Annotated in this window: 12 protein-coding genes; 2 read left to right on the forward strand and 10 right to left on the reverse strand. The window is 48.1% G+C overall.

The genetic code is table 11. The features are described 5' to 3' along the window. Positions 1–72 precede the first annotated feature (72 nt). Genes QUE23_RS00880 through QUE23_RS00905 form a run of 6 tightly spaced genes read right to left on the reverse strand, consistent with a single transcriptional unit; the run spans position 73 to position 4818 of the window. Positions 73–783 (reverse strand): TerB family tellurite resistance protein, encoded by a 711-nt coding sequence (locus QUE23_RS00880; RefSeq protein WP_286348836.1) that lies wholly within the window; start codon positions 781–783, stop codon positions 73–75. Beyond that, positions 783–1085 (reverse strand): hypothetical protein, encoded by a 303-nt coding sequence (locus QUE23_RS00885; RefSeq protein ID WP_286348837.1) that lies wholly within the window; start codon positions 1083–1085, stop codon positions 783–785. The genes QUE23_RS00880 and QUE23_RS00885 overlap by 1 nt, the downstream gene beginning before the upstream one ends. 9 nt (positions 1086–1094) lie before the next feature. After that, positions 1095–2432, reverse strand: a complete 1338-nt coding sequence (locus QUE23_RS00890; protein WP_286348838.1) for a DUF5644 domain-containing protein — start codon at positions 2430–2432, stop codon at positions 1095–1097. Next, positions 2390–2587: a hypothetical protein gene (locus QUE23_RS00895; RefSeq protein WP_286348839.1), complete on the reverse strand. Its 198-nt coding sequence runs from the start codon at positions 2585–2587 to the stop codon at positions 2390–2392. Before QUE23_RS00895 ends, QUE23_RS00890 begins: the two co-directional genes overlap by 43 nt. Beyond that, on the reverse strand, positions 2588–3055 hold the full coding sequence (locus QUE23_RS00900; RefSeq protein WP_286348840.1) for a hypothetical protein: 468 nt from the start codon (positions 3053–3055) through the stop codon (positions 2588–2590). After that, the gene (locus QUE23_RS00905) at positions 3055–4818 is read right to left on the reverse strand and encodes a M3 family oligoendopeptidase (protein ID WP_286348841.1); all 1764 of its coding nucleotides are present in this window, start codon (positions 4816–4818) and stop codon (positions 3055–3057) included. Before QUE23_RS00905 ends, QUE23_RS00900 begins: the two co-directional genes overlap by 1 nt. Before the next feature lie 139 nt (positions 4819–4957). Between QUE23_RS00905 and QUE23_RS00910 the strand changes: the two genes are divergently transcribed. Both QUE23_RS00910 and QUE23_RS00915 read left to right on the forward strand, forming a co-directional pair. After that, positions 4958–5746: a hypothetical protein gene (locus QUE23_RS00910; protein WP_286348842.1), complete on the forward strand. Its 789-nt coding sequence runs from the start codon at positions 4958–4960 to the stop codon at positions 5744–5746. Positions 5747–5929: 183 nt separating this feature from the next. Next, positions 5930–10051 (forward strand): Eco57I restriction-modification methylase domain-containing protein, encoded by a 4122-nt coding sequence (locus QUE23_RS00915; protein WP_286348843.1) that lies wholly within the window; start codon positions 5930–5932, stop codon positions 10049–10051. A gap of 1140 nt (positions 10052–11191) precedes the next feature. On the opposite strand, the gene thiE is transcribed toward QUE23_RS00915, so the two are convergent. From thiE to htpG, 4 genes are read right to left on the reverse strand one after another with little or no spacing between them, the layout of a single operon-like run. Further along, entirely contained in the window at positions 11192–11803 is a 612-nt protein-coding gene (thiE, locus tag QUE23_RS00920; protein ID WP_286348844.1) for a thiamine phosphate synthase, read from the reverse strand. Continuing rightward, positions 11794–13332 (reverse strand): glutamine-hydrolyzing GMP synthase, encoded by a 1539-nt coding sequence (gene guaA / locus QUE23_RS00925; protein WP_286348845.1) that lies wholly within the window; start codon positions 13330–13332, stop codon positions 11794–11796. Before guaA ends, thiE begins: the two co-directional genes overlap by 10 nt. Further along, entirely contained in the window at positions 13325–13948 is a 624-nt protein-coding gene (locus QUE23_RS00930) for a hypothetical protein (RefSeq protein ID WP_286348846.1), read from the reverse strand. Before QUE23_RS00930 ends, guaA begins: the two co-directional genes overlap by 8 nt. Beyond that, on the reverse strand, positions 13948–15810 hold the full coding sequence (gene htpG, locus QUE23_RS00935) for a molecular chaperone HtpG (RefSeq protein WP_286348847.1): 1863 nt from the start codon (positions 15808–15810) through the stop codon (positions 13948–13950). The genes QUE23_RS00930 and htpG overlap by 1 nt, the downstream gene beginning before the upstream one ends. Between the last annotated feature and the right edge of the window lie 34 nt (positions 15811–15844).

A 15844-nucleotide genomic window follows, 5' to 3' on the forward strand; every position in this document is an offset into this window, starting at 1 on the left:
TTTCTCCTTCATAAAAAATAAAGGGATATTTTAACATGTTTTCTTTTTGTTTACAAAGCTATTTTAAAATTTTCAATTCCCGCTTTGTGGATTTTTAAGAAGTTGCCACAACTCTAGCATACGATCTGGCAAGTAGCTTTTATTCCAGTTCTTAGGGTTAAATAAATCTAGATGTTTTTCTTGCACTTGCATCTTAAAACCCTCAAAATCTGCCACTTCTAGACTCTCCAATGGCTCAAATGTCAAGCCTGCAAAGCCCTCGTAAAGTTGGTTAAAATCGGCATTCTCTAGCCCCAAAAATGCGCCGATGTCTAGCAGGGCTTCCTTTTCCTCAGCCCCCAACACCCCATCGCTGTAGGCGAGCACGAACAAGAGCTCTACCCACTTCACCCGCTTTTTATACTCCCCATGCGCGAGACTTGATAGCTCGTTACAGAGCTCTTCAAGCGGGCGGTCCGCTTCTTTGTAAATGTCGGTGAGCGGTTCTATATCCTTGTTAAACACTTGGCTTAAGTCTTGTAAAAACACTTGGCTTAAAGCAAGGCTCAAGGGAGTTTCTTTGATGTGTTTACTAAACACCCCCATTAGAGCCGCAAACAACCCCGCCTCGCTATTTTTGAGTGTGTCTAGAGGCGTGGGTAGGGCGTGGGGTTCAGGCGGGCTAAACTCTTGCTTTTTGGGCTCGGGAGGGCTTTTAAGCGGATTTTTCAAATACTCTTGCAAGGTGTAGTATAAATAGATCAACACCACCGCCACCCCCACAATCAACACCATTTCCAACATTAAAGCAAACTCGTGTTGCTGTCGCGTTTTTTAAAGTCCCGCTCGTTGACAGTTTGGCTCAAACGCCGCTTCTCTTCTCTCTCTTTCTTCCGTAAATCCATTTTGCGCTCGTAGCTCCTTTTGAGTTGTTGTATGTAGTCTTCCCGTTTTTCGGGGGGTTGAAAGGATATGGGCTTGATGAGTAATAAAAAGGCCACAAAAAAGAAAATCATCAGGGCTAAATCTCCCGAAGTTTCGCCATTGACAATGTACCATGCTAAACCCAGCGCTATGGCGAAGAGAAGTTTTAGCCCCGTTTTCATCAAACCCCTTTATAAGAAGTTAAAGGCGTTTTTGTGGCTGTCTAACCCTAACGCCTTCATGTCCCTCTCACCCAATGCCAAAAGCACCACTTGGGGCAGAAACAGCGCGCTCGTGCTATCGTGGTCGCGTTGGTAGGCGCTTGAGCCTTGCGCGGCTAGGGTGTCAAACATATGGAACTGGCTGAGCGCATCCACCATTAAAAAATCCACGCCTAGGTCAATGCCCGCATAGCGGATGCGCGCCGACTCCTTGAGTGCCATTTCGCGGTCAATGTCTAGCAAGTGGGCGTAAGACTCTTTGCTAAAAAGGGGGCTGTGCGTGTGCAGATTTAGCCACCTTAAGAGAGCGGGGTGTTCTTGTGCGCTCTCTTTAAACCACACGGCACTAAAGCCCTTAAAGGGGGTGATGGGCTCAAGCTGCAAGACTTCTTTTGCCAACAAGTCGTTTAAAAAGACCACCTGCGCTTTGGGGCTGTAACTTAAGTCATAGGCGGCAAGGCTGTTATTGACGCTCTCTAATAGGCTAGGCTCGCTACCCAGCAGGGCTTTGGTGTAGGTGGCGTTTTGGTAAACGTCCTCCTCAGCACACAGCAAGACCCCTCCAACTTTATGCGCCAAAGCAAGGTTATAGGCGTTGGCACTTAAAAACTTTTCTAAATCCGCCAAACGCCCCCAATGCCCGCCATCAAAAACACAGGGCAACTCCACAAAGTGCAGGTTCAACTTCTGCAGCAAGAGGCGTGTGCTCATAAGCAGGGGGGCGAAGTTATAGGTTTGGGGGTAGGCGGTGTAGAGCAAGTAGGGGGCTTGTTTGCTCGCATCGGGCTTAGGGAAATTGTAGACAATGTTGCCAAGTTTGGCCCACGGGTTATTGGCAAGCGGGCATTTAGAGTCATTGAGCAGCATTTGTTGCAGGCCATAAATCTCAAGATCGAGGGCATCACTTTCGGGGTAAATGCGGTGCTTGAGCGGCACAAAGTGCATCACGCCATGCTGTTTGTCGGCAATGCTGCTTAAAATCTCGGGGCTTCTGTGCGGATAACGCCCCATCAGCCACTTGGCGTACAAGAAAAACCCATCCCCAAAGTAGCCCGCATGCTCTTTGGGTGTTAGGGTGTTGATGTTCGTGTATTTGGCAAGCTCTGCCCTCTCTTCCTTGGTTAAAAAAGGCGCACTTTTAAAAAAGTTGGCATAAGGCTCTAACAATGCCTCCTCATTTAAAAGCAAATCTTGCTTAGCATAAGCAATGGCTAAAGGCTCCAGCACCCACTCTTTGCCAAAACGGGCAATGAGCGCGCTGAGTTCTAAATTCTCAAACACCGCGATTTGGTTGATCTTGAGCCCCAAATGCGTGAATCGTAGGCAAGGTCGGGAATGCTCTCTAACACTTCCTTTAAACACCCATCGGGTCTATACTCCACGTTGTAAAGCACATAGGCGGGGTTGTAATCCAGCTTGGGGTTGAATTTAAAGACGCGGATTTTTAAGGTGAGTAGACTCATTTAAGGTTCTTTCTGTAAAGTGGCGATGGTTTCTTGATTTCTAGGGTCGGATAAAATTGCGTCCTTCGAGCTTTGCAGGGCCTCAGCGGTGCTGTCGGCAAAAATGCTGTGCGGATCGCAGCGGTTAAAGAGCACCACATTGGAGTCGTTTCTGTCCTTAACGATGATTTGCACGACCCCTTCAAGCGCGATTCTCACGGTGGTTTCAAAGTTGTCCCCTAGCCCCGCCTCAAAGCTAATATGGGGGGGGTCTTTGGCAATTTTCAAGCTTTCAAAGGTGTAGCCCGCCAGCACAAAGAGCACAAAAGAGCCAAAGTCGGCAATTTGTTCCTCGGGGATGGGGGGATCGAAGCGCACATGCTCTAGGGCACAGAAGACACTAAAATGGGTGTGGGTTTGGTGCAAGAAAGACAGGCAATCCAAACAATGTTGGTTTGTCATTGCCTTGTATCTTTGCAAAATATCCATTAAAGCAAGTCCTCAAATTCCTTGAGCATCTTTTCCACTTCCTGCATGCCGATTTTCCAAAATTCTTTATCGGCAATGTTTAAACCAAACATGCCCACCAACTCTTCAGGGCTTTGGCTACCCCCCTTGCTTAGAAAGGTCGTGTAGGTGTCGACAAATTCTTGTTTCTCTTTTTGCGTCTTTTTAGAGCGGTAAAGCCCAAAGAGTGCCAAAACCAACAACTGCCCGTAGCTGTAAGAGTAGCAGTAAAAGGGTGAGTGGATGAAGTGGGGAATATAACTCCACCAGCGGGCGTAATTCTTGCTAAGCTTCAAACTCTTGCCAAACATCTTTTCATTTTCCTCTTGCCAAATCTTGTCAAAGTCCTTGGTCTTCAACTCCTCAAAATGCTCCCCACATTGGTGGATACGCCTTTCAAAGTTCGTCATCACCACCTGCCTAAACATGGTCGAAAAAATGTCTTCTAACTTGCCCGCATAAATCCCCTTAAGTTCCTTCTTATCTAGGTCTTTTTTAAGGTTTTCAAACAAAAGCATTTCCCCAAAGACAGAGGCGGTTTCGCTCGTGGTTAGGGGGGTGTTGGTGTTTAAATAGCCTACTTGACGGCTTAGGCTTTGGTGGATCATGTGCCCAAACTCGTGGGCGATGGTGAAGGCGGAGCGGCGGTTGCCCGTGAAGTTTAAGAGCACAAAGGGGTGTGCGCTGGGCACCGTGCTGTCGCTAAACGCCCCGCCCCTTTTGTCGGCTCTAGGGTGCGAATCGACCCACCCTCCATCAATGCCTTGTTGCACGATCTCATAGAACTTGGGTGAAAACTCCTTATACGCCTTGCACACCAAATCTAGGGCTTCTTTGTAGCTTAACGGGGCTTCTTTGGATTCAATGGGGGCGTAGCGGTCGTGGTCTTTGAGCTTGTAGCCCAGGATTTTTGCCTTGCTTTTGTAGTAGCGGTGCACGAGGGGGTAGTGCTCCTGCACAATCTCGATCATGCTGTCCACGCTGGCTTGCGGGATTTGGTTTGATAAATGCCTAAAGGTTTCGGGCTTTTCGTAATTCCTTAATTTGGTGTCAATGTGTAAGTCTTTGCGCACCATGTTTAACACATAGGTCAGCACCAACTCCTGTTTTTTTAACGACTTCGTCAAGGCCTTTTGTGCCTGTTTGCGTAGTTTCCTATCAGGGTTGTGCAGCTCAGATAAAATCTCCTCTTCGCTCAGCATTTTATTTTGGAAGGGCATTTTTAAGGAAGTGATGACCTGATCGAACAAATTCGAAAACGCCTCCACGCCCACGCCACAAGTGGCTAAGAGCACCTTTTCCTCGGGCAAGCTCAACATATGGGGCTTTTGGCGCAAAAGCAGGCGCATGTAATAGGCGTATTTGGGTGTGGCGGCGATCAACGCTTCTTGCTTTTCACTATCTAGGGCACAAAACTCGTTTTCCACAAAGAGCAAATGCTTGCCCATGTCGGCGCACAAGAGTTGGTATTTGGCGTAAAGGTCGCTCCTTTTGGCATCCACAGAGAAAATCAAAAAGACATAACTCATCGCGCGCGAAATGCCCTCACTCAAGGTTTCATACTCTGCCAAAATGTCCCCAAACTTTTCAGGCTCTATGTTGGCAAAACTGCCCGCATGCTTTTTCTCAAAGCTTGCGACCTTTTTATCCCAAGCGGCCAAGTGCTTGTCTAAGGCTTCTTGGTCTTTAAAAAGCGCGCTCAAATCCCATCGGTGTTCTAAATCTTTCGCTTCTTTACTTCCCATAAAAACTCCTTTGAAAAATAAACCCTATTCTAGCATGTTTTATTCTGTGCTATAATGCCTATTTATTTTAAAGTCAAGGGGCTATTTTGTCAAAGAAAGCGATTTTAGCGGGGATGCTGTGTGGGTCTGTGTTTTTGGGTTGCAGTGTGTACCAAAGCGCGGACCCCGACACCACCCCTCCACCACAAAAAAAGAAAAACCCAGTAAACAAGCCAAAGAGCAAGCCAAAGAGACTCGCGCCCTAGAGCAACAAATTGAGCAGCTTAAAAACGCCGTAGCCACAAACGAGCGCAAAATGAACGCTTTGGATAACAAGCTAAACACACCACCCCCAAAACCCCAAGAAAAACCAAAACCCCAAGAAAAACCAAAATCCCAGGAAAAACCAAAATCCCAGGAAAAACCAGAACCAAAACCCCAGCCTAAACCGGAAGCAAAATCCCAAGCCCACCAACCCCAGCCACAACCACACACACAATCCCAACACCCCCACCCAGCCCCTAAACCCAAGAGTGCCGCCATACACACAAGCGGGCATTTTTTGGTGGGCTATGGGGTGAGCGACATCGGTGCAAAAACCCCCGAAGATGCTAGAGAGAGCGCCTACTTCAACGCTAGACGCCAACTCACCTTCGCCCTTTACAACCGCCTAAGCCAAGCCTTGAGCGCACACCACTTAAAATCCGAGCACCTGCGCAATGTCCTGCTGTTTACCATCGACAAGGCCATAGACAGCCCCCAAGTTTACAAAGAAAAAACCCTAGTCTCCCTCGCCCGCTACAACAAAACTTTAGTGGTGTTGCTTGTGGATAGTGCAGTGATCGAACAAATCCGCCAACTCATGCACACGCAATACCGCTTCTCCACCCAGCACTGGCACTTATTTGACCACCTGCTCTATGGCGTGCAAACGGAGTTATTGCACTAAGATTAACCAGGGGGGGTGCTGCCTCGACCTCCTTTTTTAAACTTTAAAAATCTATTTTTAGCATTTACATAAGTTCCACCCAAAAACCACCCAACCGTCCCTTGTCCCCTTTTCCCAAACTACTTTTCCAAACTACGCTACAATACCCCTTGATTGTTCTAACCCCAACCGAAAGCGTAAACTATGTCCGACCTAGAAGACCAACGACATCCAAAAACCCCCACCTTCGCCACCAACACCCTTTACACCCCCCAGACTTTAAGAGAATTTGCCCGCATTTACGCCTTTGACAGCCACAAACAAGAAATGCAAGAAGCCCTAGCAAAAATTAAAGCCCTAAGCCCCAAATTAGAGCAAGCCAAGCAAAGCGACAACGAGCACCAATTAGAGGACAACTTCATCTCAAAAGTCCTAGAAATTCTAGGCTGGCAATTTTTACGCCAAGAAGAAAAGGTTTTTCAAGGCAAGAGCCTAAAACCAGACTTCTTGTTATTTGCTAGCCCTAGTGAGCTAGAAAGCTACCAAGCCCTAGACAAAGCCCAACGCCACGAAAATCTAGGCTTTAGCGTCATCGCCGAGAGCAAAAAGCCCAGCCAAGAGCTAGACACCCGCAAGGTGCAAGACAACCCCCACCACCAAATCCTAAACTACCTAAACACCCTAGACAAAAAGCACGGCTTTTTAACCAATGGCAAGCTGTGGAGATTTTATGACACCCACAAACGCACCAAAGACAAGGCGTATTTAGAATTTGACCTAGAGGGCATGCTAAACCCCCAACTTTTTAGCCAACAAGCCCAGCAAGCCTTCGAGCTCTTTTACCACCTTTTCAACGCCAAGAACTTCGCTGAAAACACCCAAGAAATCAAAGACACCGAAGAAAAAGCCATCACCGCCAAGAGGGAGGACTTAGAGCGGGTGATTTTCGCCCGCACAGACACCGCTCCCATTTTTGAGCAAATCGGCGTGGCGTTATACCAAAGAAACCCCACAGCCACCCCCCAAGAAATCTTTGAAAACACCCTTTACTTCATCTTTAGATTGCTCTTCATCGGCTACTTTGAGGACAAATACGAAACCATGCTCAAAGCCAAACGTAAGGACTTTAAAAAATATTTGAGCTTGGAACGCATTTTACAACTCAGTGCCGACCAAGACCCCGAGAGTTTTAGCGGCATGGGAGCTCTAGAAGACCTGTTTAAAATTTACAACGAGGGCAACCGCAATTACAAAATGCCCGTGTTTAACGGCGGGCTGTTTGACCCCAGCAAAACCGCCCTTTTTGAAGTCGGGCAAATCTTAAGCGACCAAGAATTGCATCAAATCTTAGCCCAGTTGCTCTACTTTGGCGACACCAAACGCGACTACACCAACTTAGGCGTGCCTCAACTCGGGCGGGTGTATGAAAATCTCTTAGAATTTAAATTCATCATCGCCCCCCAAGAACTCTATTTAAGCACCGAGCAAAACGCCACCTTCACCCCCACCAAGCCGACAAAAGGCAACTTCACCACCTACCACAAAGGCGACCTTTGCTTTAAAAACAACAACAACTCCAGAAAAGCCAGCGGGAGCTACTACACCCCCCAAGAAATCACCCAACACCTAGTCCAACTTGCCCTAAAAGACCTAACCCCCGAAAATCTCAATGGCTTTAAAATCCTAGACAACGCTTGCGGGAGTGGGGCGTTCTTAGTGGAGGGTTTGCACCAAGTGAGCCAAAAGGCATTAGGCTTTTTACGAGCTCTTAAAAAGAAAAAGGGCGACTCTAAAGAGGAGGACATCGAGAACATCGTCCTAAGCCCCGAAGCTGAAAAACAACTTGAGGCATTTGAGACAGACTTTGAGGTAGAAAGAGAGAATATCACAAAGGAAATCCAAAAATACCTAAAAGACCACACCCCAGACGAATACGAGGTGTTACGCCGTTTTCTCTTAAAGAAAATGATTTACGGCGTGGATAAAAACCCCTTTAGCGTGGAGTTAGCCAAGTTATCCCTATGGATCGACAGCTTCATCTTTGGCACGCCTTTAAGCTTTTTAGAGCACCACATCAAATGCGGAGACGCTTTAATGGGAGCGAGCCTAAAAGAGTTCGAGGCGTGGTATAAACAACAAGCACAAGGGCTACTTTTCACGCAAAATTTACAAGGCGATTTAGAGGACTTGCAAAAAAGCTTTAGCACCCTTGCCAACACCCCTGATACCACCGCCCCCGACATAGAAAAATCCAAACACCTTTACTACCACCAAATCACGCCCAAACTAGAGAGGCTCAAACTCTTTTTAGACTACTACACCGCCGACAATTTCATCAAGTCCAGTGCCTTTAAAGACCCCCAAGTCCCCAAAGACCCCAAAGCCTTGCAAGAGTGGCGTGAAACCAAGCAGGGCTTAGAGAGCCTAGATTGCAACGAGTGGCGTGAAACGGGCGAGGGTTTAGCCAGTCTAGATTTAGAAATGTTGCTAGCCCCAAGTGAGCGCACCAAGCCCGAGCTACAAAAACAAGGCGACCCCTACGCTAAAGTCCGCCACAAAGTCCAAGCCCTAGCCCACGAATTTAGATTTTTCCACTACGATTTAGAATTTGCCGATTGCACCGACACTGAGGGCAATTTTCAAGGCTTTTGTGCCATCACCACCAACCCCCCATGGGAGAAAACCAAATTTGACGAAGCCCAGTTTTTCGCCCCCTTGATAGACAACTACTGCCGCCTAAGCCCCCAAGAAAAACGCCTAGCCCAAGAAAACGCCAAAGCTAAGGACAAGAGCCTACAAGCCCAGCTAGAAAAAGAGCAAGCCCACGCCAAAACCCTAACCGAGCACTACAAAGCCCGCTACCCCCTAAACAAGGGAGCGGGGGATAGCAATCTCTTCCGCTTTTTTGTGGAGCGCAATTTGGGCTTGCTTAGCGGGCGTTTGTGCCTTGTCGTGCCCAGTGCCTTAATGTTTGAAGAGGGCTCTTTAGCCTTGAGAGAACACCTTTTAACCCAGCACAGCCTAGAGAGCTTTGAGAGTTTTGAAAACCGCCAAAAGATTTTTAAAGGCGTGCATAGCTGTTTTAAATTCGCCCTAGTGTGTATCCACGCTAAGCCAAACCACTACCCCACCATAGAGGGCACAAAAGACCAGCCCTGTATCCACGCCCGCTTTTACGCTACCAGCCTAGAGGACTTAAAGCCCCCCGCCTTGCAAGTCCCCCTAGCCAGCGTCTTAAACAGCCCCAAAAAGTCCCTAAAAGAAATCCGCACCGCCCTAGATTTAGAAATCCTAGACATCCTAGAAAACTTGAGCTACCCTAGACTAAATAAGAACTGGCTGGACTTTAGAGCTGAGCTACACATGACCGCTGATAGCGACCTATTCACGCCCATCGGGCAAAAGTGGGCGACCCACCCGCACACGGGTATACCCACGAAAGCGAAGCTTTCGCAAACGCCCAAAAAAGGCAAAAAAGCATCGCAAACGCCCCCGCCCGAGCCCAAGCCCGAAACTTTTTTACTCTTGGAGGGCAAACACATACACCAGTTTAACGCTGAGTTTGCCCCCCCCCGCTACGAGGTGCTAAAGGTTGCCCTAGAAGAGCGTTTAGCGAGCAAAGAATTAAGCCGAGCCCAAAAGGCGGGCTACACAGGCGAGATCACCCACGAGCACAGGTATTTTAGGCTAGGGTATCGTGGCATTGCCAGCGACACCAACGAGCGGAGCTTAATCATGTCGCTATTGCCCCCACATTGCACCGCCGGGTATAGTATGTATTTGAGCGTCCCCTACAACTACACCGCTAAGGGCATAGAGCCTATCCCCCTTTTAAGGGTGCTATTCGCTTTAGGGCTGTTGAACTCTTTAGTGATTGACTACTACCTACGCCACTTAACCCAAATCAACATGTCTAAAATCTACCTTATGCAACTCCCTATGCCCCAGCCCACCACCCAAGAAATCCTAACCACCCCAAGTTATCTACAAGTGGCTAAACTTGCCCTAGAGTGCCAACTTTTCCACGACACTCAAGCCCACTTCACCGACCTACTGCGCGCCACTAAAAAACCCCAAGGCAGCATTTACGAAGGCTTACACGCTTTAGCCCCTTTAAGTGTGCCCAAAACCCCCGAGCAACTCGTCCAAAAAAGAGCCCAGTTAGACATTCTCATTGCCACAAAGATTTACCCCCTAACCTCCGAGCAATTTAGGCACATCCTCAGCACCTTTAGCGTGCTAGGCAAAAAGAATGAGGGCTTTGTGCGGGCGTTAGAGGAGGAGCTAAGGGGGGTTAAAAATCTAGGGGTTAAAGATTTAGATTGATTAATGGGGCTAGCCTGTCTTGATTAAGGGAGCAAATGCGTAGCATTTGCAAAAATCTTAAGTCTAACGCTTTTGATAAAATTAGCGTTTTAGGTTTACAAGTGAGCCTTAAGCGCAAAAGCTCGGGTGATTGCCCCTGCTTTAAGGGTAAAACTGAGCGTAAAGCAACTAACCCTAACGGTGTTTGACTCCTAGTTTGAAAGCTAGGGGAAGCAAACGCTGCGCGTTTGCCCTTGACTTAGGCAATACACTAAAAACTTTATCAAAGTTTAAAGGGGTTTAAACACCCCTACCCACTCTTAAAATCGAAAATTTAAAATTTATAAGTTTTGTAAGCTAACTATTAAGGCAACTATGGCACAATAATCCCGGCGGAGGGAGGCGAACAACCTCCCCCGGGGTCATCCCCGGATCACTAAAGGTTTAGTGTAGTGGCTGGCTCAGGGCCACTATAACCGCTAGAATTAGCAATAATCGCATGGTGTGCCTCCTTTCCGGAGTGCACCCGTTTCTCCTATTCCCAAAACGCAGCTGAAACTACGCTTTTTCCCACGATCTAGAAAACTCTAGCCGTTTGCCAAGAGCCCAAAAGAGGCAACCACTCATGCCATAGAAGTGGTGATTATAACGCAAGTTGTCTTCAAACCGCCCAAACTAAACCCAACATTCACCGAGCCATTTTGCATTTATACTCTTGTTTGGCAAAAGCCCATGATCTTAATATATTTTAGTCATAGTAGTAGGGCATGTGAATTTGTGCCAAAAGCCTTGCTAACCCCGCTGTGAGCGGGCTTGCTGGCTCGGGAAAAAAATCACTTTCAGGCACATAGCGGCACAAAAAAATGAAAAAAGGGGGCGAAAACACGCCTAAAAAACAGGTTTTTGGGGCGTTTTAGGCACATTTTCACATCACTTTAAGCACATGGGCACAAAACATGTGCCTAAACTTTTCACATGCATGTGCCTAAAGCTCTAAAAACCCTTGACAAACCCCGTGTACATGGGCATTCGCGCATGTGCCAAACATGTGAATAACACGTGAATAAAGCGTGAATAAGAGGGGAAATTAGCAAGATTTGGGCACATTAAAAAAAGATTGTGATTTAAGCACTCCCCCCTCTTTTTTACAACCCCCTAGACTTAAGCCCCCATCGCTTTCTTGAGGGCTTTGGCGTTTTGGGTGATGTCGCCTAGCCATAAGCTAGAGATCACCGCGATTAAATCAAGGGGGGGCAGAGTGGGGATATTGCTAGGGGTGAGCCCGCCGATAGCACAAAGGGGCAGGTTTAAACACGCCCTCGCTTGGGTAAAAACTTCTTTGGCAATGGTGGGGGCTTTGGGCTTGGTAGGCGAGGCAAAGCACGCCCCAAAGGCGACATAATCCGCCCCCAAGTTTTGGGCCTCTTTGGCTCTGTCTAAATCGCCATAGCAAGACACCCCGATCACCCCCTTAAAATGCGTGCGGGCTTCTTTTAAAGGGGTGTCTTCACGCCCTAAGTGCAAGCCGTAAGCCTGACACTCTAGGGCAAGCTCTAGGCGGTCGTTGATGATAAAACCTATCTCGTGTTTCGTGCATATTTGGGCTAAGTCTTTGGCCAGGGGGAGCAAGTCGCCATCGCTATGCGTTTTATCTCTTAGCTGGAAGAGCCTAACCCCCCCTTGTATGGCGCACTCTAACATGCTGGGCAATTGATCATAGGGGGTTAAAACCTCATCGCTCAAGGCATAGACCCCCTTTAAGGCTATTCCCACTCAATCGTCCCCGGGGGCTTAGAAGTGATGTCATACACGACCCGGTTGATCCCCTTGACCTCATTGATGATTTGATTGGCCACACTCTCTAAGAAGTCAAAGGGCAGGGGCGCAAAGTGCGCGCTCATGCCATCGCTGGCACACACCGCCCTTAAGGCTAGCGTGTTGTCATAGGTGCGGTTATCGCCCATCACCCCCACAGAATGCACATTTAAAAGCACGCAAAAGGCTTGCCACACCGAGTCGTAGAGTTTTGCCTCGTGCAAGGCTTGGATAAAAATATGATCGGCTTGGCGGACTAACTCTAGGCTGTCATAACCCACAGCCCCTAAAATGCGAATCGCCAAACCTGGGCCGGGGAAGGGGTGGCGTTTGAGCATCTTCTCAGGCAGGCCTAGCTGTGCGCCAAGTGCGCGCACCTCGTCTTTAAACAACTCCCTTAAAGGCTCTAAGAGCACAAAGTCCATTCTTTCTGGCAGTCCGCCCACATTGTGATGCGACTTAATCACCTTAGAAGGGCCCTTCACGCTCACCGACTCGATCACATCGGGGTAAAGCGTGCCTTGCGCCAAATACTTGATCTTACCCCCTTGTTCTAATTCTTTTGCCTTTTTTTCAAAGACCTCGATAAAAGTCCAGCCAATGATTTTGCGTTTTTCTTCAGGCGCGCTCACCCCCCTTAGCCTCTCTAAGAACAAATCAGAGGCATCGACCACATGCAGGGGGATTTTTAAATCCGCAAACATTTGGACCACTTGCTCTTTTTCGCCTAAACGCAAAAGCCCGTGATCCACGAACACCACTTCCGTTTGCGCCCCCACCGCCTTGTAGCACAAGCTGGCGACCACGCTCGAATCCACACCCCCACTCACGGCACATAAAATTCTATCCTTGCCGACCTGCTCTTTGATTTTGGCGATCTCTTGTGTGGCAAAAGCGTGCATGTTCCACGACGGGCTACACCCACAAATCTTCAACGCAAAGTTCTTTAAGATTTGCGCCCCTTGTGTGCTGTGCACCACTTCGGGGTGGAATTGTAAGCCAAAAAGGGGCTTGGTGCTGTGCGCGATGGCGCAAAAGGGGGCGTTCGCGCTCTTGGCTAGGGTTTTAAAATCAGGGGGCAAACTCTCCACTTTATCGGCGTGGCTCATCCACACCACGCTTGCATTTTCCACGCCCTCTAATAAAGGGTGTGGCTCTAAGAGCTCTAAATGCGCCTTGCCAAATTCTTGGGCTTTGGCAGGCACAACCGCCCCGCCAAAGGTATCCACTAAAAGTTGCATGCCATAGCAAATGCCGAGCATGGGTAAATCCGTGTCAAACAACTCGGGGGCACAGCGGTAAGCGTCTTTGGCATACACGCTTGCCGGACCCCCGCTTAAAATAAGACCCTTGGGGTTCTTGGCTAAAATGTCCTTAGCGGGGGTAAAGTAGGGGTAAATCTCGGTATAAACGCCCACTTCACGCAACCGCCGTGCGACAAGCTGGGTGTATTGACTCCCAAAGTCTAAAACAATCAATTCAATCATGCGCTCCGTCCTCTAGGGGGGTGAAAATGTTTTGGTAGTTGATGCGAAAATCTGTAAAAATCTCTTTATGGGTTTGTAGCCATTTTAAGATAGGTTGTGCGTCCTTTTTGTGGCAAGGGTTGAGCCAAAAATAGTGCATGTTTAGGGGCTTGTAAAGCACGCTTAGGGTTTGTGCCTTTTGTAAATACAGCCTCTCGCTCATTAAGACTAAGTCCGTGTTTTTGTAGGGAGTTAAATGTGTGCGGATAATTTTTAGGTGTTTGGCTAGGGCAGGGCGGGCAAGTTCTAAGAGCACCGCTTTAGGGCTTTTGTCTTTAAAGAGCGGGGCAAGTTCAGAGTCGCCTAAAAGCACAAAGTTTTCTTTAAAAAGGGGGATGGCTTTCTTGTTTTTAAAAAAATGCCTCGTGCCCAGCGCACTTTTAGAAACCAAATAGGCAGACACCCCACAAAGGCGTTTGGTGTCCCTTAAAGGTTGCCAAAGGATTTTAAGCCCCGTGTCTTGTGCGATGGCAAAGCCCAAAAAGTCTAAGAACCCCTCTTGATTGCCGACATCGCTAGCAACGCTCAAGGACTTAGCGCACAAGGGCAAGCACAAGAGCAAGGGGGCAAGGCGCATTAAAAGGCGCGTAAAATCGTGGCGCTGAGCCGGTCGTTAAAAGCTTTGGCGTTTTTCAAGGCCCCGTTTTCTAAGAGTTTTGCGCTGTCAAAGAGCAGGTGCGCCACATCGGCTAAAAGGGCGTTGTCCTCCACGCCTTTGAGTTTTTGGATGATGGCATGCCCGATGTTGAGCTCTAGGGTTTTAGGCTGTTCTTGCACGCTTTGGCCCATTTGGCGCATTAAATTGGCCATCATGGCGTTTTGCTCATCGCCCACAAGAGCCACCGCCGAATTTAAATCTTTAGACAGCGCAACCTCCTTGACCTCATCTTTCAACGCCTCTTTAAACGCCTCTAAAACGCCCTTAAATTCCTCTTTCTCCGCTGCGCTGATTTCTGCTAGCCCCAACTCTTTCAAGGTTTCGCTGCTGCTCGCGTCCTTAAAGGGGGTTTTGTCGTACTCACTCACCCCGGGCATCACAAAGGCATCCACCTCATCGCCCATCAAGAGCACATCAAAGCCCTTTTGGGCGTATTTCTCTAAAATGGGAGAGGCTTTAAGCAGGTCTAAACTCTCGCCGACCATGTAGTAAATGCTCTTTTGTGCGGCGGGCATGCTGGCTTTATACTCCTTGAGCGACAGGGGTTTTTCGCTTTTAGAGCTGGTAAAGCGCAACAAGTCTAAAATTTTATCTTTATTTTCAAAGTCGCTGTGCAAGCCCTCTTTTAAGACCCGCCCAAATTGGCTATAAAACTTCTCATAAGTTTTGCTATTTTGGCTCAGTTTCTCAATCTCGGCTAGGATCTTTTTGGTGGATGCGCTTTTGATGTTGGCTAAGATTTTATTTTGTTGCAAAATCTCACGGCTTACATTTAGGGGCAAGTCTTCGCTGTCAATGATCCCCCGCACAAAACGCAAATATTGGGGCAAGAGTTCTTTATCGTTGTCGGTGATGAACACCCGCTTGACATAGAGTTTCACGCCTGATTGGTAATCCACCCGAAACATGTCAAAAGGGGCGACACTGGGGATGTAAAAAAGCGTGTTGTACTCGAGCACCCCCTCAGCCCTATTGTGTATCCACGCTAAAGGGGCGTTGTTGTCGTGCGCCAAACTTTGATAAAACTCTTTGTAGTCCTCGTCTTTGAGCGCAGTTTTAGGCATGCGCCAAAGGGCTTTGGCGCTGTTGATTTGGGTGCATTTGTCCTCTGTAACTTCCTTTTTTGCCTCGCCCTCGCCCTCGCTTTTAGTTTCGGTGTAGCTTAAGAAAATGGGGAAGGGGATGTGCTCGGAGTATTTTTTCACGATGTGCTCGATCTCCCAGCGGTTGGCAAATTGCGCCTCTTCGTCTTTGAGAAACAGCGTGATCTCTGTGCCAAAGCTTTCTTTCACGCAGGGGCTGATCTCATAAGAACCCTTGCCATCGCTCACCCACGCAAAAGCCTCTTCGCTCAAAGCCTTTTTGCTCTGCACCACGACTTTGCTTGCGACCATAAAGCTTGAGTAAAAGCCCACGCCAAACTGCCCGATGAGCGCGCTGTCTTTCTTTTGATCGCCACTCAAGTTGGCTAAGAAGCTCTTCGTGCCGGACTTGGCGATCGTGCCTAGATTGGAGATGAGCTCTTCCTCGCTCATGCCAATGCCATTGTCAGCGATCGTGAGACTCTTGGCTTTTTCGTTAAAGCTCAAGCTGATTTGGGGACGAAATTCTAGGGATTTATAAGCCTCATCGCTGATCACCATATAGTTGAGCTTGTCTAGGGCATCGGAGGCGTTAGAGATGAGCTCTCTTAAAAAAATCTCTTTATTGGAATAAAGGGAGTGGATCATCAAATCCAAAAGTTGGTTGATCTCCGTTTGGAAAGTGTGTTTTTGGGACATTAAAACTCCAGTTGCAAGATAAACCCCTAGTATA

Source organism: Helicobacter felistomachi, from assembly GCF_030296895.1.
Taxonomy (GTDB): domain Bacteria; phylum Campylobacterota; class Campylobacteria; order Campylobacterales; family Helicobacteraceae; genus Helicobacter; species Helicobacter felistomachi.